We start from the raw sequence: 18,319 nt of genomic DNA on the forward strand, positions 1-18,319 counted from the left end.
ATTCTTCTACCACAGGCCATGACGACGCGCTCTGTATCCCGTTTCTCCCGAAAGGACAGGACGCCAGCTTACACGTCAACTTTTCGTTCAAAGCAGACATTTTTTCTGCTGCAGTGCGCTTTGTACCGTGAGTTCAAATGCTTAATGAGGTCGCCCGGCGTTTAGCGCGTTCGGTGCCGAATCAGCTCTATCGCACCTTTCCGGGTTAATAATAGAACCTGTAATGCGTCCCGTAATAATAGATGCCGTTCAGTTTATTCTGAACGGAATTTTTCTTTTTATTTTCGTTTTATTAAAGAAATATTAACATCATTTTCGCATTAAAGTGCAATCCTGTTACCTGGATAAACCCAGGGTAATAACGTCAAAAAACGACAACCCTATCAGTCGCTTGTAACAATCATCTGACCTTTTAGGGGAAAAAGTACTAAAGTGGACTTTTTTTTCTGAGTGTTTCTTTTTAATTGTAAGTAAAATTTGCCAACTTTTTAGTCGGCCGCAATTAATATTGCTCGCCGCAATATATCGGTGCCATTTTTATGGCGAAATTATTATCTATGGTGCATTATGGCAAACGCAAAACAGCAGTCTCCAAATACTTTTAAACCAAAAATCAAGGCAATTAATATTGTTATTTTAGGCGCCCTTTATTCCTGGGGTTCCTGCGCATCTGCACAAACCATCAGTGCCGATACCGATGTTACTGGTAAAAATGTTACTGATGGCGTGCTGATAGACACTGCTGGTGTCACTGCCAATATCAATGGCGGTAGCAAAATAAGTAATGCCCCTGATAAAGATAGTGTAACCATTAATCTTACAGATCCTACGAAAGGCGCAACACTGAATGTCAGCGGCGCAGGGACCACTATTTCTGGTGGAAAAATTGGTATAGATGTAGCCAACTCCACAGGGGCTAAGGTTAACGTCACGGATAACGCGTATGTTGAAGGCGTGGAAACCGGCTTATTCGTCCGTAATAATGTTAATGGTCAGGCTAACGCAAATCTGAAGGTTGAAAACTCGACAGTCAAGGGTGGGAAAAACGGAATCTATGTTTGGGAAAGCACGGGGAAAAGTGGCAGTAACATTGATATCTCTAATTCCTTGATAGAAGCTAATGGTGGCGCTTCTGGCGACGCGGCCGTATTTATTAGCGAAGGGAGTAGTGTTGTCCATATAACTAACAGCACGATTAAATCGGACGATCGCGGCATCCAGTCCAATGGTGGTTATTCCGGCGTAATGGATATTAAGGACTCAACCATTTCTGCTAAGATTGGCTTCAGATTAACGCAAAATGACGGAAGTATTTACAATATTTCAAACACCACTGTAAATAGTGATGATATGGGCATTTATTATACGGCATCCGGTGATAAAAACACCACCGTAACGCTGTCTAATGGCACAACAATAAACGGTGCTAATAATGGGATCCTCACTGAAGATACTAACAATGAAAATAATATCATCAATGTTGATGGCTCCACCGTACGTTCGTCGACCGGCAATGGTATTTCACTGGGCGGCGGTTTCACGTTAAATTCGAGTGCAGGGTCAACTATTGAAGGTGAGAACGCCATTGTCCTTAAAGGAGATACCACTGGCGCTACCGTCAACGTGAAAGATTCCACCGTCACCGGCAAAACCAATCTGCTGCAGATTTCCGGCACCAGCGCGGTAGATACTGTTGATTTCAGGGGCTCTACCCTTTCCGGCGCCATCACCACCTCTTCAGGTGCTGACCAGTCGGTGAACATCGACAGCTCAGCCTGGACCGGCAGCGCCGGCAAAACAGGAACCGGCGCGCTGGCGCTGAATATCAGCAACGGCTCAACCTGGATCAACAACGCGGCCACGGATATCGATGCCATCAGCCTGACCGGTGGCAGCACCATCGTGATGGACGGCGGGAATATCCACACCGCAAGTCTTTCCGACACCGCACCGACCACGCTGCTGGCGGCGGCCAGCCCGACGGCGTCCACCATTTACTCCACGTATAACGCGGAAACCGGTTCAGCCTTCGTGCTCACGGCCGACAAGGCTACCGGCAGCTTTAATGCCGGCGTCACCTCCAGCTCCAGCGGTGCGGCGGGCGATATGACCGGCAACACCATTGTTCAGGTGACGGACGGTTCCGGTGCGACCTTCAACTCCATGCAGAGCGATGTCGGGGTTTACCGTTACGAATCACGCAGCGTGGCTAACGCAGACGGGTCAACCAGCGTGATCCTCGATAACATTACGCCAGAACCAACGCCAGACCCGGCCCCTGGCCCGAATCCGAACCCGGATTCACGCACGCTCTCAACCGCCGCGCAGGCTGTAGTGAATACCCGTGCGGCAGCGATGAGCATCTGGAGCGACGAACAGGATGTGCTGAACCGCCGTCTGGATAACGAGCGCCTCACCGGCAGCAGCGACGGCACGGTGAACGCCTGGGGCAGCTACTACGGCGGCTACCACCGTCAGCAGATGGAGCAGACCAGTACTGCCTACGATCAGACCAACAACGGCTTTATGTTAGGTGCTGACAAGCGTGTCGATATCGCCCCGGGCAACCTGCTGTTCGGTTTTGCCGCCACCCGCGGGTATTCGGATGTGAACATGCATGACGGCGGCAGTGCAGGTACAGATGTCGACAGCTACGGCGCCTCACTGTATACCTCACTGCGTCTGAACAACGGTCTGTTCTTTGATGCCAGCATCAAGGGTACGCACCTGAAAAACGACATCAGCGTGACGTCTCTGGACGGCGGTCATACTACCGGCGACTATAACAACAATGGCTTCGGCGGGGCTTTCAAAACGGGCTACCACAAGCAGTTTAATGCCTGGTATATCGAACCTTATGCCCAGATTTCATATGCACGCTATAACAGCGTCGACTACAAGCTGAAAAATGGCCTGCACACGAAAGATGACGGCAGCACGTCACTGGGTCTGGAAGGCGGTGTGAATGCCGGTATGGCGATGGCGCTGAACAATGGCACCGAGGTCCGTCCGTATGTGCATCTGGCCGTTGCGGGTGAAACCGAGAACGGCAACACGATGGACATCAACGGCGAGAAAATCAACGACAGCACCGACGGTTCACGCGGCATCGTTGGCCTGGGCGCGGATGTGAAACTCAGCAAAAACCTGAGCGGCTGGGCCGGGGCGAACTATGCCAAAGGTCAGGATAACTATGAGTCACCGTGGATGCTGAATGCCGGTGTCGGCTACACCTGGTAATAAATGACACGAACGAAAACCGGGCATGATGTTATGCCCGGTTTTTTTACGAAAAGCCTGCAAAGATAACGTCCTTTTACAAAGCTTCCGCATGCACAAAAAGATAACACGTTTCTGCTCAGCCAGCTTTCTCCCCCGCTCCTGCCGCCCTCACCTCAGAAACCCATCGCAATCCAGCAACCAAAGAGCCCTGCCTGCAGATACATCAGGTTGGTTCATAAACACGGTTTTATGATAATAGCGGACAAATAAAGAAATTTAGTCTGATGTAACAACCAGAACACAATCCTTTTAAGGACTTACAAAAGAGACTTTTTTAACTTCCTCAGTATCATCTTTTAAGATCTGCAAGGAGCTCCAGATAATAATATTACGGAGTTTGTTTCAATTAATTATTGTGTAGCCAGGATTGAAAGCCACATTACCTATATTAACTGGCTGCGTTGCAATTGCCCTCATTCATAATACCTCCGACACTGTCAATTTTCGCGGCACCCGTTTTTAGATAAAGCAGCAAAAAAAGAAGTTTCATTAATCGTGCGCAACCCGTTCAGTGCACCGTATTTAATTGAGGCGGTAGTGAAAAACCTTAACAACGACGTGCACAAATCCCCCCACCTCATCATTCTTCCTTTCTGTGATCAGGAAGGCGGGAAAACAGGAATTATCGATACTGCCTCAGCAGTTAGTTGATAATACTGAATTTGATTGCCCTGATGAATGAAGATGAGGCGTTGAGTGCTTATATCAACGTCAGTGATTATATTCTCGAAAAAACCCGACTTTCACGCAGTCGTGTTATTAAAATACTGGGCGATTTGCGTATCGGTGGTTATATTGAGATCAATCGAGGTATTCTGATAAAAATTAATAAATTGCCTGAGAAATATTAAACGCTTTTAACGGATAATTAACACTAGGCCGTTACATCTGACAAAAAATACCGGAGGATAAATTACCTGACGTAAGAACAGCCGCCGCATCATTGCGGCGGCTGGAGCTTTTGTATCGCTTTGCGCAGTTGCAGATCATTCTTGACCCCCAGCTTAAACATAATCTTTCGCTTATGGGTACTGATCGTTTTCTGACTTCGAAACATTTCGCGTGATAATTCAATCCCGGTTTTACCGCTTTTCAGGCCAATAAGTACTTTTTTTTCTGCATAGGTAAAAATCATACCGTCGGTTATATTATTCTCCTGCTCCTGCTCCTGCAGTCGCAGGAAGTGAGCACTGATATAACGTTGTTTTTTCAAACTGTGTTTTATTAGCTCACGCAGTTCAAGCAGACGTTCATCCACACAAAGCAGTGAACATCGGTATGACCTCATGAGCTGATGCGCCAGCTTCTCCTGACATGCAGAGAGCATAACCAGAGCAGTTCCTTCACCTGGCCGGCAGAGACTTTCGTACTCCGCGGCGGAGATATCAGTAAGCGTGTCATATGCAGTGAAATCAAGTAAAGTCAGATGTGCATTATCATGCCGAACAACTTCATAATTCCATTCGGGATTTTGTTCGCGAAAAGCCTTCAGGCTGGATAGAAACCCGTTCAGTAGAGTCGGATGAACCACACGGGAACAAACAGTAAAAGTAAACATAGTTCTCCAGATGTTCAGACTGAATAGATCTGATCCAAACGATTAAGCAGATCCAGCCAACTGGCTGACTTTTGCAGGCTCAGACGCAACCGGATGTTTTGTTTATGGGTGAAGACCGTTTTATATCCCATATGGCGCAGACTGGCGATCTCATAGGCACTCAGACCTCGGGCGCAGTCGATAAGAATATTCAGTTCAGAGTGTGTGAGCCTATTTATTCTATTCATGTTATTTATTTGCGGAGAGCGTAAAGGCAAATATTCTGAACTGAAATTTTTGGATAACATGCGCTGAGCGAGTTCTTCTTCCAAATAATTTTCGCAGAGTAGCGTCTGTACACCAAGCTGGTACATCAGTCTGATAAGCAGGTCATCCCGTTTTGCGACCCATACGATAATTTCTTTTCCCTGCATTATTAGATGGTGAATTAACCGTAATAGCGAATATATTTCCTCACCGGCACCACTAAGGCCTGCAGCGAATAAAGACGCTTGGTCAGTAAAGGGAGGCACCTCTTCTAATAGCGCATCTGGTTCAATCTCTAACAGAGAGCCATTGACGGCCTGGATGCTGTTTTTGGCCGCATTGCGAAACAGTGGCCGAGGTTCATAAAGTATAATTTCCGTTATTTTTTGTTGTAACATCGTATCATTTATAAATATAATTCCATATAGATTGATATTAGATAAATATGCGGCAATATTGGAGCGGTTTTGTGTCCAATAAAGGATGTCAATTGCACAGAAATCATTTTTTGGAATTCCCTGCGCGGGATTTATATTTTTTGGCAGGAAAGCGATGGTTGCTGCCTTTGTACCATCGACAACTCCTGCGGTATGAGCGCGGCGCAGCTGTCAGCGACGGCAAAAAGATCGGCATCGCCGGAAGTGGTCGATTGGGTAAGACTGTACATCCCACCAAATTTTGCCCCAACCTTCCCCGCGCAACTGGTGTATTGTTTTTAGACAATTCATTCCTCTAAAGGACACCTGCGCAATGATCACCATCCTCGGCAAAACCACCTCCATCAACGTTCGTAAAGTGCTCTGGACCTGCGAAGAAGCAGGCCTCGAATATCAACAGGAAGATTACGGCAGCGGTTTTGCCTCAACGGAAACGGATGCCTTCCGCGCGCTGAATCCCAACGCCATGGTGCCGGTGCTGATCGATGACGACTTCGTGCTGTGGGAATCCAACGCCATCTGCCGATACCTGGCGCGCAAGGCCGGACGTCACGATCTGCTGCCCGCAGAACCGCAGGCCTGCGCCAACGTTGAGCGCTGGATGGACTGGCAGGCAACCGAATTTAACAACGCCTGGCGCTATGTCTTCCCGGCGCTGGGGCGTAAAAACCCGGACTTTAACGATCCAGAACGTATTGCGGCGGGAATAAAAGAGTGGAACCACTGCATCACCATTCTGGAAAACCAGCTGCAGCGCACCGGGGCCTTTGCGGCGGGCGAGACGTTTACCCTTGCGGATGTCGTGCTTGGGCTGTCGGTGAATCGCTGGAAAATGACGCCCTTTGATAAGCCCGACGTGCCCGCGATCGAGGCCTGGTTTCAACGTCTTAACCAGCGCCCGGCGTTTTTGCGTCACGGCAATAACGGCATGATGTGAAGTATTCACGCCCCATGTTGAGCAAGGATATTTTATTTAATTACTTAACCCTGAAAGTCGCCAGAGGGAATAATAATTAAGCCATATCCTGGACAGCCCGTTGCACCGCTTTGCTAGCCTGACTATTCAGGCAAAGCTCAACCTGGAGGTATTCTTGCTGATTAGACTCAAGAAAGAACGAACGCATAAGGAGGATCGCCGGCTTGCTCTCTGGCTGGCGACCTCGGCAGGTTTGCTGAATGCCATCGCCCTCGGGGCATTTGGTTTTTTCCCCTCACACATGACCGGCAACACCTCACAGTTATCCAGCGAAGTCTCCTCCACCGATCTCAGCGATATCATTTTCTTCGGCTCGATTATTCTCTCTTTTGTTGCAGGCGCCATTGTTGCGCGCACGATCGTGATATGGGGCATTATCCATAACGTCAGGCTGATTTTTTGCCAGATCCTGTTTGTCGAGGGAATATTGCTGACCGGCGTCTCCTTCTATGAGATGTATTTTCACGCCCTCACCAGCAACCGCGTGATTATTCTTTTTCTGTGCGGACTAATGGGTATTCATAACTCCACCTCCACGCAGCTTTCCGGCGGACGGGTGAGATCGACGCACATTACCGGCACGCTGACGGACGCGGGGATATCCCTGGCCTCCGTACTGGTGGCGATGCTGCGCAGGGATTACTCCAAAGATACGGCGGCGCAAAAAAGTCAGCTTAAAAACCACTTAACCACCCTTTTCTCGTTTATTTCGGGCGGCATCGCGGGGCTGCTGCTGTTCAGATGGATCGGGTTTAACGCCATGCTGGCGCTCGGGTTGATGCTCGCCGTGGTCGCTATCGTTTCAATTATCACCGTCTCGATGCGGGTTCGACGGGTTCGTGCCTCTCTCTGAAGTTAATGACCGATATCCGGCGTATGAGCTCTTTAGATGTGACACCGTCACATCTAAAAATTCGCTTTAGGACTATTCTGCCTGACCCTCAATCAGCCCTTATGCCATAAGGCTTAACCCAAGGTTGTCACTGTTTTCATAGGGTTACTGATTTTACCCCTTCGCTGGAACCCTTCCCAAACGCTTGCTATAGGTGAAATACCCCTGCCGAAACATGGCATAACAACAGGCAACCGGTGGTTGCTATAACGCATGCGCACAGGGAGACACACCGCAATGCACCCATTACTCAAACGTTCGCTGCTGTTTGTCGGCGCCATTATCGTGGTCCTCGCCCTCCTCGTCTGGGGCATCGGGCTGGAAACGATAAGGGCGCGCCAGGTTGACCTGGTTTATCTCGGGCAACAGCACATGATTCTGGTTTTCTCATCGATGTTTTTTGCCCTGCTGGTCGGTATTCCGGCCGGTATTCTGCTGAGCCGCCCGGCCGCGCGGGGTATCGCCGAATATGTGATGCAAATTTTTAACGTCGGCAACACGCTCCCGCCGCTGGCCGTACTGGCGCTGGCGATGGTGGTGATTGGCATTGGCGATACGCCCGCCATCATCGCCCTGTTCCTCGCCTCGCTGCTGCCAATCGTGCGCAATACCTACGCCGGGCTGTGCTCGGTACCGCCGTCGCTGCTGGAAGCGGCAAACGGCATCGGGATGACTAAATGGCAGCGTCTGCGTCAGGTTGAGCTGCCAGCCGCCTGGCCGGTCATGCTCTCGGGGATCCGCATCGCCACCGCCATTAACGTCGGTACCGCGCCGCTGGCGTTCCTGATTGGGGCCAGCAGCTACGGCGAGCTGATTTTCCCCGGTATCTACCTGAACGATTTCCCGACCCTGATCCTCGGCGCGGCGGCCACCGCCCTGTTCGCCCTGATCCTCGATACCCTGCTGGCGGCGCTGGGTCGCGCGATGAGTCCCCATCTCGCTCGATAACAATAACAAGGAGCTTTTATGAGACTGTTTTCCGGCCTGACGGCGCTGTGTGCCGCGGCGCTGTTCACCAGCCAGGCGATGGCGGCCCCGCTGATTCTGGCGACCAAGAGCTTTACCGAGCAGCATATTCTCTCGGCGATGACCGTGCAGTACCTGCAAAAGAAAGGTTTTCAGGTCCAGCCGCAAACCAACATTGCCACGGTGATCTCCCGCAACGCGATGATCAACAAGCAGATTGACATGACCTGGGAGTACACCGGCACGTCTTTGATTATCTTTAACCATATCAACCAGCGCATGTCGCCGCAGGAGTCTTACGAGACGGTGAAACGCCTGGACGCGAAGCACGGTCTGGTCTGGCTCAATCCCGCCGACATGAACAACACCTACGCTTTCGCCATGCAGCGCAAGCGCGCCGAGGCGGAACACATCAACACCATCTCAGAGATGGTGGCGAAGATTGAGCAGATCCGTAAAACCAACCCGGACAAAAACTGGCTGCTGGGATTAGACCTGGAATTTGCCGGGCGCAGCGACGGTATGAAGCCGCTGCAGGAGGCCTACAAGATGGAACTGGACCGCCCGCAAATCCGTCAGATGGACCCCGGTCTGGTCTATAACGCGGTGCGCGACGGCTTCGTTGACGCCGGTCTGATTTACACCACCGACGGGCGCGTGAAAGGCTTCGACCTCAAGGTGCTGGAAGACGATAAAGGCTTCTTCCCGAGCTACGCGGTGACGCCGGTGGTGCGTAAGGACACGCTGGAGGCGAACCCCGGTCTGGAAGAGGCGCTCAACACCCTCTCGGCGCAGCTCAACAACGACGTTATCACCGAGCTGAATAAGAAGGTGGATATCGACCATCAGTCACCGCAGCAGGTCGCCCGCGATTTCCTGCGTAGCAAACAGCTGCTGTAGGAGGCGCTATGGAGACGATTCACTACATTCTGGACAACTGGGATTACCTCTTAACCCTCACCCTTCAGCACCTGTGGCTGGTGGCGCTGGCCGTAGGTTTAGCCATCATCATCGGCGTACCGCTGGGCATTCTGGTTGTCCGCCATAAGTGGCTGGCAACGCCGGTACTGGGGATTGCTACCATCGTGCTGACCATTCCGTCCATCGCCCTGTTTGGCCTGATGATCCCGCTGTTTTCGCTGATCGGTCAGGGTATTGGCGCCCTGCCCGCGATCACGGCGGTGTTTCTCTACTCGCTGCTGCCGATTGTGCGTAACACCCATACGGCGCTCGACAGTCTGCCGCCGGGCCTGCGCGAAGCCGGGCGCGGCATCGGCATGACCTTCTGGCAGCGGCTGCGCTGGGTTGAAATCCCGATGGCGCTGCCGGTGATTTTCGGCGGGATCCGCACCGCAGTGGTGATGAATATCGGCGTGATGGCGATTGCCGCCGTGATCGGCGCGGGCGGGCTGGGCCTGCTGCTGCTCAACGGTATCGGCGGAAGCGATATTCGCATGTTGATTGCGGGCGCGCTGATGATTTGTCTTTTAGCAATTGTGCTCGACTGGCTGCTGCACCGTCTGCAGGTTGTTCTGACTCCAAAGGGGATTCGATAATGATAAAACTGGAAAACCTCACCAAACAATTTTCACAGAAGCACAGCCAGTCCTTTAAGGCCGTCGACAACGTTAACCTGACCGTACCCGAAGGGGAAATGTGCGTCCTGCTCGGCCCCTCCGGCTGCGGGAAGACCACCACCCTGAAGATGATTAACCGCCTCATTACCCCAAGCAGCGGGACAATCCTGATCAACGGTGAAGACACCAGCGGGATGGACACCGTCACCCTGCGCCGCAACATTGGCTACGTTATCCAGCAGATTGGCCTGTTCCCTAACATGACCATCGAAGAGAACATCACCGTCGTGCCGCGCATGCTGGGCTGGGATAAAGCGCGCTGCAAAACCCGCGCCGAAGAGCTGATGGATATGGTGGCGATGGATCCGCATAAGTTCCTCAACCGCTACCCGCGCGAGATGTCCGGCGGCCAGCAGCAGCGTATCGGCGTGATCCGCGCCCTGGCGGCGGATCCTCCGGTACTGCTGATGGATGAACCCTTCGGCGCGGTGGACCCGATCAACCGCGAGGTGATCCAGAACCAGTTCCTGGAGATGCAGCGCAAGCTGAAAAAAACCGTCATGCTGGTCAGCCACGATATCGACGAAGCCCTGAAGCTCGGCGACCGTATTGCGGTGTTCCGTCAGGGGAAAATCGTGCAGTGCGCCAGCCCGGATGAACTGCTGGCGAAACCGGCGAACGAGTTTGTCGGCTCGTTTGTCGGTCAGGACCGCACCCTGAAGCGTCTGCTGCTGGTATCGGCGGGCGACGTCACCGACCAGCAGCCGACCATTACGGTGCGGGGCTCTACTCCGCTTCCCGAAGCCTTTGCGACCATGGATGATAACGACATTCGGGCCGTTACGGTGGTTGACGAGCACGGCAAACCGCAGGGCTTTGTGAAGCGTCGCGAAGCGCGTAACGCCAGCGGTACCTGCGCCGACATCCTGCATCCGTTCCGCATGACCGGCAAGGCGGAAGACAACCTGCGCGTGGTGCTTTCACGTCTGTATGAGAGTAATACCAGCTGGATGCCGATCGTGGATGAGGACGGTCGCTACAACGGCGAGATTTCGCAGGACTATATTGCCGAGTACCTGAGCTCCGGGCGTACGCGCCGGGCGCTGAATATTCATAGCGACAGCTAACCTTTCTGGCCGGGCATCGCCCGGCTTTTCGCACGCAGACCTTTTGCTAACCCCGCGATTTCCCGCCACAATATCGTATCGTCCCCGTTAAAACGCGACCCATGCAACGTCTTCATACCTACCCCGACATCCGCGCGATGTTTCGTCGTCTGCTGATTGCCACCGTCACCGGCGTGCTGGCCGCGCTGGCCGTTGCGGTATTCCGCCACAGCATGTACCTGCTGGAGTGGCTGCTTCTCAGCAACGACAGCGGCAGCCTGGTGAATGCGGCCGCGTCGCTCTCGCCCTGGCGACGCGCATTGACGCCCGCACTGGGTGGGCTGGCCGCCGGACTGCTGCTCTGGGGTTGGCAGCGTCTGACCGCGCAGCGGCCTCATGCTCCCACCGATTACATGGAAGCGCTGGAGACCGGAGACGGCCAGTTTGACTACGGCGCCAGCCTTGTGAAATCCCTTGCCTCGCTGCTGGTCGTGGCCAGCGGAAGCGCCATCGGGCGTGAAGGGGCGATGATCCTGCTTGCCGCCCTCGCCGCCTCCCTTTTCGCCCGGCGCTTTACGCCCAAATCCGAATGGAAATTATGGATAGCCTGTGGTGCCGCCGCCGGGATGGCCAGCGCCTATCACGCGCCCCTGGCCGGAAGCCTGTTCATCGCGGAAATTCTGTTTGGCACGCTGATGCTGGCCTCGCTCGGCCCCGTGGTGATCGCGGCGGTGGTGGCGCTTCTCACCACTCAGCTCCTGGCTCCGGGCGCGGGTACGCTCTACGCGGTCCATCTGAGCGGCCTCCTTACCGCGGCCGATTATGCTCTTCTCGTCGCGATGGGGCTGGTGGCGGGCCTCTGCGGACCGCTGCTGATGTGGCTGATGGATGTCAGCCACGGGCTTTTCCTGCGCCTCAAGCTTTCGCCGCCGTGGCAATTAGCGCTGGGCGGTGCGATCGTCGGGCTGCTGTCTCTTCTCACGCCGAAGGTGTGGGGGAATGGCTACAGCGTGGTTCAGGCTTTTCTGCTCGCCCCGCCGCTGCTGTCGGTCATTGCCGGGGTGTTTGTTTGTAAACTGCTGGCGGTACTGGCGAGCAGCGGATCGGGCGCGCCCGGAGGGGTGTTTACGCCCACGCTGTTTGTCGGTATGGCAACAGGAATGCTGTTCGCGCAGCTTTTCGCGCTGTGGCTGCCGGGCTCTGAGATGGCGATTTTGCTGGGTCTGGCGGGGATGGCAACGCTACTTGCCGCGACCACGCATGCGCCCATTATGTCAGCGCTGATGGTCTGTGAAATGACCGGGCAGTATTTTTTACTGCCCGGCTTGCTGGTCGCCTGCGTGGTGGCGTCCGTGCTGTCGCGGACGTTACGCCACGACTCGGTCTACGGTCAACACGCCACCGAGGGCAGAGAGATCGATGTACTGCGCTAGCTCGCGCTGCTCGGCGCGGGGCAGATAAGGCAGTTCACCCACCAGCGGCCCGGGCAGCTTTTTGCTCAGCACGTCGATGATCTCGGCGTAGTGCGCCAGGCCCGGGTTGATGCGGTTTGCTACCCAGCCAATCAGCGGCAGGCCGTCATTGGCGATCGCCTGCGCCGTCAGCAGCGCGTGGTTGATGCACCCTTCCTGGATACCCACCACCATTACCACCGGAAGCTGTTCCTGTACGACCCATTCAGACAGCGGGCGCAAATCATTCATCAGGCTGCGCCAGCCGCCCGTCCCTTCCACGACCACGTGGTCCACCTTTTCGCTCAGGTTCGCCAGGCCGTCGGACAACAGGGGATAATTAATCAGGCCGCTGTGCGCTACGCTGCTCTCCTCTTCGCTTAACGCAATGGGATTGACCGCGTGATAAGGCAGTTCCAGTGACGAGACGCTTTGCAGCACCAGGGCGTCTTTATTACGCAATCCCTCTGGCGTCTCTTTACTGCCTTTTGCGACCGGTTTGTACCCTGCCACGCGTTTACCGCTTGCTGCCAGCGCCTGCAGCAATGCGCGGGATACGACGGTCTTGCCGACAGAGGTATCTGTACCAGTAACAAAGAAACGCTTAAGCATGACTCACTCCACCTCTTGGGTATGCTTCGAAAATATAAACCAGGTAAATAATTCAGTGGAGGAAGTCTACGGGATGCGTGCGCTACCCGGCTTGAGATAGCGCAATTTTTCTTACATCTGCGGAAAAGAGTTAACCCTGCAGCAGGCGGATCAACAGCGAGCCGTTATACATGGCATCTTTGACCAGCGCCGCGCCGGCCATGGTTCCCTGGTTGGAAAACTGGGTGCTTTCTACCGCAATATTTTTGCTGTAGGCGGGAAGCGACTGCTGATGGATGCAGGCCGAAATCGCCGGGAAGAGGATCTCCGCCGCCTGGCTCAGCGGTGAGCCAATAAGGATTTTTTGCGGATTGAAGAGGTTCACCATAATGGCCAGTATGCGGCCAACGTTATTCCCCACGCCGGTAATAATGTCCTTCGCCAGCAGATCGCCCTGGCGCGCGGCGGCGCAAAGGGAATCCACCGTCAGGGGTTGGCCGTGCAGCGAGGAGCTCATGGACTGGCTGAGCCGGACCTGCGCAAGCTCCAGCACGCTTTCCACGCTGGCAATGGTCTCCAGACAGCCGTGGTTTCCGCAGTAGCAGCGCTTGCCGTACGGGTCGACCTGGGTATGACCGATTTCCACCAGGCTACTGCTCCCGGCGTGGAGAAGACGTCCGTCGGTAATCACGCCCGCCCCGACGTTATGGTCGATGACCACCTGAATCACATCCCGCGCGCCGCGCGACGCGCCAAACAGCGCCTCCGCCATCGTCCAGGCGCTAATGTCATGCTGAATATAGACCGGCACGCCGGTATGGTTTTTCAGCACCTCGCCCAGCGGCATCTCTTTGACATCGTCGTAAAACGGCATGCGGTGAACAATCCCGTTTTCGGTATCAATAATGCCCGGCATGGTGATGGCAATCGCCGTTAAGCGTTCCAGCCGCTGCTGATGGCGGATAAAGAAGTGATCGATATGCGAGACAATCGCGTCGAGGAGCGGTTCCTCCGCATTGAGCGGCAGTTCAAGCCGGTCTTCCACCACCAGCTTGCTGCTCAGGTCGCGCAGCGCAAGGAAGATCTCCCCCCGGCTGATGCGCAGTGACAGGTAGTGCCACGCTTCCGTTTCAACCACCAGCCCGACTGCCGGACGACCGCGGCTGCCCGGCTCCTGAATTTCCGTCTCCTGAACCAGGTGCGCTTCCAGCATCTCGCGGACAATCTTGGTGATACTGGCAGGTGCCAGTTGTGCCAGGCGCGAAAGATCGATACGCGAAACCGGACCAAGCTGATCAATCAGGCGATACACCGCGCCAGCGTTGGTCTGCTTAATCTGATCGATATGCCCTGGCTGACTATCAGCAACCACCTCGTACTCCCTTATTTTCGAGCTTCGAAATAAACTGTTTGCTATGGTGAAGCACTTGCATGGCCGTCGTCAAATATTTACTTAGCCATGTGATTTACCGCACATTTTTACCCTCTTTTACGTGAAAATGCCGCCCGGCAGAGGCGCTCATTAGCTGCTGTTTGAAGCGCTGTGCGGCATGGCTCTGTTCACGGTGTTTTGACCACACCAGCCACATTTCGGAAACGGCATCCTCTTCGGCGATGGTCACCCAGCGCATTTCGCGCAGTTGCACCCGCTTAAAGGAGGCCGGAAGAATAGACACGCCCAGACCGGCCGCGACCAGGCCGATGATGGTCATCGCTTCCCCTACTTCCTGGGTGATGACCGGGGCAAGATCGTAGCGGCGCATCAGCCCAAGGATATCGTCATACAGGCCCGTCCCGACCTGCGGGTCAAAAAAGACAAACGGCTCTTTTGCCAGCTCTGCCAGCGAAACCGACGGACGCGACGCCAGCGGGTGATCGTGCGGGATCATACCCATCAGCGGCTCGCGCAGGATCACCTCCCACGCCAGCGTGTCCGGCAGCTGGGTGTTACGCATCAGCCCCAGATCCAGCGAACCCTCATTCAGCGGCGCAATCTGCTCGCGGGTGTTGATTTCGCGCGTCTGAATGTGAACATCCGGAAAGTGGCGACGGAATGACGAAAGGGTCTCCGAGACGGCGCTGATGAACGGTGCGGACGAGGTAAACCCGATTCGCAGCTCTCCGGCTTCCCCGAGATAGAGCCGTTCTGCACGGGCGGCGGCGTCATCGACCATGCTCAGAATTTGTCGGCTGTCGATCAGGAACTGCTTACCCGCCGCCGTCAGACTCACGCTGCGGTTGGTGCGGGCCAGAAGGCGCGCCCCGACCTGCTGCTCCAGGATTTGAATCTGCTGGCTTAACGGTGGCTGAGAGATATTCAGGCGTGCCGCCGCGCGGCCAAAATGCAGCTCCTCGGCGACGGCGACAAAGTAGCGAAGATGACGCAGCTCGATATTCATATTTTTAAAGTATCATTTGAGATTATTAATATATTAGACAGAATATTTACACTTTCCTACCCTGAACAGGTGGTCATACCCGTCACCAGAAATCACGGGGATGTTTAAGCAAGGAAACAGTGTGAGCCGTACAACGACTATTGATATCGATCCGGCAAGAGATATCGATGATTTACCCGCAGCACCGCAGCCGGTCCAGTTCATTAAACGTGGTACCCCCCAATTTATGCGCGTCACGCTGGCGCTCTTTTCCGCCGGTCTGGCGACCTTCGCCCTGCTCTATTGCGTTCAGCCGATCCTGCCCGTTCTCTCTCATGAGTTTGGCGTATCGCCTGCCAGCAGCAGCGTTTCGCTCTCTGTTTCTACCGGCATGCTGGCGATTGGCCTGCTCTTTACCGGACCGCTGTCCGACGCCATTGGCCGTAAACCGGTGATGGTAACCGCGCTGATGCTGGCGTCGGTCTGTACGTTACTCTCGACCATGATGACCAGCTGGCACGGTATTCTGGTGATGCGCGCGCTGATTGGGCTCTCGCTCAGCGGCGTGGCGGCGGTCGGGATGACCTACCTCAGCGAGGAGATTCACCCGAGCTTTGTTGCTTTCTCCATGGGGCTTTACATCAGCGGGAACTCGATTGGCGGAATGAGCGGCCGCCTGCTGAGCGGGGTCTTTACGGATTTCTTTAACTGGCGTATTGCGCTGGCGGTCATCGGGTGTTTTGCGCTGGCATCAGCGCTGATGTTCTGGAAAATTCTGCCGGAATCGCGTCATTTCCGCCCGACATCGCTGCGCCCGAAAACGCTGTTTATCAACTTCCGCCTGCACTGGCGCGACAAAGGTTTGCCGCGACTGTTTCTGATGGGATTCCTGCTGATGGGCGCCTTCGTCACGCTGTTTAACTATATTGGCTACCGCCTGATGCTCTCGCCGTGGCATCTGAATCAGGCCGTTGTCGGTTTGCTTTCTGTGGCCTATCTCACCGGCACGTGGAGCTCGCCGAAAGCCGGGGCGATGACCGCACGCTATGGACGCGGGCCGGTACTGCTGGTATTCACGGGCGTGATGTTACTCGGCCTGCTGCTGACGCTATTATCCTCGCTGTGGTTCATCTTTGCCGGGATGCTGCTCTTCTCCGCCGGGTTCTTCGCCGCCCACTCGGTCGCCAGCAGCTGGATTGGCCCGCGCGCGCGTCGCGCCAAAGGCCAGGCATCATCGCTGTATCTGTTCAGCTATTACCTGGGCTCCAGTATCGCCGGGACCCTCGGCGGCGTGTTCTGGCATAACTACGGCTGGAACGGCGTGGGCGGGTTTATCGCGCTGATGCTGTGCGCGGCGCTGCTGGTGGGGAGAAGCCTGCATCAGCGTTTGAAATAAACAAACGCTATCCCCCGCATATCAGCTAATGTACGGGGGCGCGTTTCTCATGTTAGCTAAACTTAATTCAGTATTAAGTAAAACGAATTCTTTATAACCATTTTGTGCATTCAGCTCTCTTCCCTCTCTCTGTAAGCTCATCGACTTCATCGTATGAAAAGAGGGATTTTAAAATGGCCATTCCAGGCAATATGTGGTTGTTCGATGACGGTGGTGCGCTTATCAAAGGCGGTTGTGATGTGCAGCACAGGGAATACAGCATTGAGTTCAAAGGATTTCACCACAATCTTTCGACGCCAACCGATAACCTGACGGGTAAACCTACGGGTAAACGCATCCACTCCCCAATGATGATCGTAAAGGAATTTGATTACTCATCACCCTATCTCTACAAAGCGGTCGCGACAGGTCAGGCTCTGCAAAAAGCCGAACTTAAATTCTACAAGATTAATGACGCAGGTCTTGAAGCGGAGTATTTCAATATTCTTCTGGAAGGCGTGCGGATTGTTTCAGTATCACCTGCAATGGCTGCGCCGGGCGACAATAATAACAACCACCTCGAAACGGTTGAATTGCGCTATGAGAAAATTACGTGGAAACATAACGACGGCAATATCATTTTCTCTGACGCATGGAATGAACGGGCGACAGCGTAACTGGGGTACTGGTATGGATACAACGGAAGAGATTAACGGAACCTACTTCTACAGAGGTCATTCAAACGTCACTTCGGGCGAGTTACTTGAGATCATTTTTCTTGAGGAGTTCTGTATGGAGTTGGGGATAGATGCCGTTTCAGGCGCGGCTATTTTAGGCGGACAACCGTGGCTAAGTACTCGGGCAAAACCCGAAGGCGCTACCCTGGGGACAAGCGTTGTTTCTATGTACGCGCGAATAATTTTACGGGACGCTCGTCTTCCTTTCGGGATTAAAATTCCCACTCCCGTGGGAGTCAGGATGCAGCCAACTAACAAACTCGCAGCGGTAATTGGTCGCTATATCCCCTGGCTTGGATGGGCCTCACTTGCACTGACTCTTCATCGAGTTTCAACGCGTACACGAGAGAAATACAATTTGATTGCACGACCAAAAGACCGCATAGCGTGGACATCTTTCTAATGAGCATCGTAGACGACGTGTTATTTATGTTTCGGGATGAAATTCCTGGTTATCTGGATAACGACTGGAAAGAAGTTCCCCTGGAACTGGATTCTGATTTATTCGATTCACCGGGCGATGACCTACACGATGCATTAACCCGATACGAGAAAGAGTTCAACGTCGATTTGTCTGGTGTGGATTGGTCTCGCTATTTTCCCTGGCAGAATACGCCCTTGTTAAAGCGCTGGTTCAGGTTAAAGCGGGAAGAAATTGAGGCAACCCGCATACCGTTGACCGTAAGAATGTTTGCAGAGTCGGCAAAAGCAGGAAAGTGGCTCTACGACTGACTAATAAGGGGCTTC

At 54.0% G+C, this 18,319-nt stretch carries 18 protein-coding genes; 13 read left to right on the plus strand and 5 right to left on the minus strand.

What is annotated here, in order from left to right:
- The first annotated feature begins 1,350 nt into the window (after nt 1-1,350).
- Complete coding sequence (locus FOY96_RS11550; RefSeq protein ID WP_172620513.1) at nt 1,351-3,240, plus strand: autotransporter outer membrane beta-barrel domain-containing protein; 1,890 nt, start codon at nt 1,351-1,353, stop codon at nt 3,238-3,240.
- A gap of 704 nt (nt 3,241-3,944) precedes the next feature.
- On the plus strand, nt 3,945-4,133 hold the full coding sequence (locus FOY96_RS11555) for a helix-turn-helix domain-containing protein (RefSeq protein ID WP_255741387.1): 189 nt from the start codon (nt 3,945-3,947) through the stop codon (nt 4,131-4,133).
- A gap of 89 nt (nt 4,134-4,222) precedes the next feature.
- On the opposite strand, the gene FOY96_RS11560 is transcribed toward FOY96_RS11555, so the two are convergent.
- The gene (locus FOY96_RS11560; RefSeq protein WP_143347095.1) at nt 4,223-4,840 is read right to left on the minus strand and encodes a helix-turn-helix transcriptional regulator; all 618 of its coding nucleotides are present in this window, start codon (nt 4,838-4,840) and stop codon (nt 4,223-4,225) included.
- Nucleotides 4,841-4,854: 14 nt separating this feature from the next.
- The gene (locus FOY96_RS11565; RefSeq protein ID WP_094935335.1) at nt 4,855-5,484 is read right to left on the minus strand and encodes a helix-turn-helix transcriptional regulator; all 630 of its coding nucleotides are present in this window, start codon (nt 5,482-5,484) and stop codon (nt 4,855-4,857) included.
- A 352-nt stretch (nt 5,485-5,836) separates the two neighbouring features.
- Here FOY96_RS11565 and FOY96_RS11570 point away from each other — a divergent pair, with 352 nt between their 5' ends.
- From FOY96_RS11570 to clcB, 7 genes are all read left to right on the plus strand, one after another.
- Nucleotides 5,837-6,460, plus strand: a complete 624-nt coding sequence (locus FOY96_RS11570; RefSeq protein ID WP_143347096.1) for a glutathione S-transferase family protein — start codon at nt 5,837-5,839, stop codon at nt 6,458-6,460.
- Between the two features lie 154 nt (nt 6,461-6,614).
- Nucleotides 6,615-7,352, plus strand: a complete 738-nt coding sequence (locus FOY96_RS11575) for a YoaK family protein (RefSeq protein ID WP_143347097.1) — start codon at nt 6,615-6,617, stop codon at nt 7,350-7,352.
- Nucleotides 7,353-7,628: 276 nt separating this feature from the next.
- Entirely contained in the window at nt 7,629-8,339 is a 711-nt protein-coding gene (gene osmY / locus FOY96_RS11580; RefSeq protein ID WP_045356906.1) for an osmoprotectant ABC transporter permease OsmY, read from the plus strand.
- Between the two features lie 18 nt (nt 8,340-8,357).
- Complete coding sequence (gene osmX, locus FOY96_RS11585; RefSeq protein WP_143347098.1) at nt 8,358-9,257, plus strand: osmoprotectant ABC transporter substrate-binding protein OsmX; 900 nt, start codon at nt 8,358-8,360, stop codon at nt 9,255-9,257.
- An 8-nt stretch (nt 9,258-9,265) separates the two neighbouring features.
- Nucleotides 9,266-9,913: an osmoprotectant ABC transporter permease OsmW gene (osmW, locus tag FOY96_RS11590; RefSeq protein WP_143347099.1), complete on the plus strand. Its 648-nt coding sequence runs from the start codon at nt 9,266-9,268 to the stop codon at nt 9,911-9,913.
- On the plus strand, nt 9,913-11,061 hold the full coding sequence (gene osmV / locus FOY96_RS11595; RefSeq protein ID WP_143347100.1) for an osmoprotectant ABC transporter ATP-binding protein OsmV: 1,149 nt from the start codon (nt 9,913-9,915) through the stop codon (nt 11,059-11,061). Before osmW ends, osmV begins: the two co-directional genes overlap by 1 nt.
- A gap of 101 nt (nt 11,062-11,162) precedes the next feature.
- A complete protein-coding gene (gene clcB, locus FOY96_RS11600) occupies nt 11,163-12,473 on the plus strand; it encodes a voltage-gated ClC-type chloride channel ClcB (RefSeq protein WP_143347101.1) in 1,311 nt (436 codons plus the stop codon).
- Here clcB and bioD read toward each other — a convergent pair.
- From bioD to FOY96_RS11615, 3 genes are all read right to left on the minus strand, one after another.
- The gene (bioD, locus tag FOY96_RS11605; RefSeq protein ID WP_023311511.1) at nt 12,408-13,103 is read right to left on the minus strand and encodes a dethiobiotin synthase; all 696 of its coding nucleotides are present in this window, start codon (nt 13,101-13,103) and stop codon (nt 12,408-12,410) included. The two genes, clcB and bioD, sit on opposite strands and share 66 nt — an antisense overlap.
- 130 nt (nt 13,104-13,233) lie before the next feature.
- Nucleotides 13,234-14,454, minus strand: a complete 1,221-nt coding sequence (gene mlc, locus FOY96_RS11610) for a sugar metabolism global transcriptional regulator Mlc (protein ID WP_023311510.1) — start codon at nt 14,452-14,454, stop codon at nt 13,234-13,236.
- 94 nt (nt 14,455-14,548) lie between these two features.
- Nucleotides 14,549-15,481, minus strand: a complete 933-nt coding sequence (locus FOY96_RS11615) for a LysR family transcriptional regulator (protein ID WP_143347102.1) — start codon at nt 15,479-15,481, stop codon at nt 14,549-14,551.
- A gap of 121 nt (nt 15,482-15,602) precedes the next feature.
- Here FOY96_RS11615 and FOY96_RS11620 point away from each other — a divergent pair, with 121 nt between their 5' ends.
- From FOY96_RS11620 to FOY96_RS11635, 4 genes are all read left to right on the plus strand, one after another.
- Nucleotides 15,603-16,856, plus strand: coding sequence for an MFS transporter (locus FOY96_RS11620; RefSeq protein WP_094935337.1), 1,254 nt, complete (start codon nt 15,603-15,605; stop codon nt 16,854-16,856).
- Between the two features lie 173 nt (nt 16,857-17,029).
- Nucleotides 17,030-17,512, plus strand: a complete 483-nt coding sequence (locus FOY96_RS11625; protein WP_047742055.1) for an Hcp family type VI secretion system effector — start codon at nt 17,030-17,032, stop codon at nt 17,510-17,512.
- Nucleotides 17,513-17,525: 13 nt separating this feature from the next.
- Entirely contained in the window at nt 17,526-17,975 is a 450-nt protein-coding gene (locus tag FOY96_RS11630) for an STM2901 family protein (RefSeq protein ID WP_143347103.1), read from the plus strand.
- The gene (locus tag FOY96_RS11635; protein ID WP_087822471.1) at nt 17,975-18,304 is read left to right on the plus strand and encodes a DUF1493 family protein; all 330 of its coding nucleotides are present in this window, start codon (nt 17,975-17,977) and stop codon (nt 18,302-18,304) included. Before FOY96_RS11630 ends, FOY96_RS11635 begins: the two co-directional genes overlap by 1 nt.
- The last annotated feature ends 15 nt before the right edge of the window (nt 18,305-18,319 follow it).

The sequence above is a fragment of the Enterobacter asburiae genome, assembly GCF_007035645.1.
GTDB classification, from domain to species: Bacteria; Pseudomonadota; Gammaproteobacteria; order Enterobacterales; family Enterobacteriaceae; genus Enterobacter; species Enterobacter asburiae_B.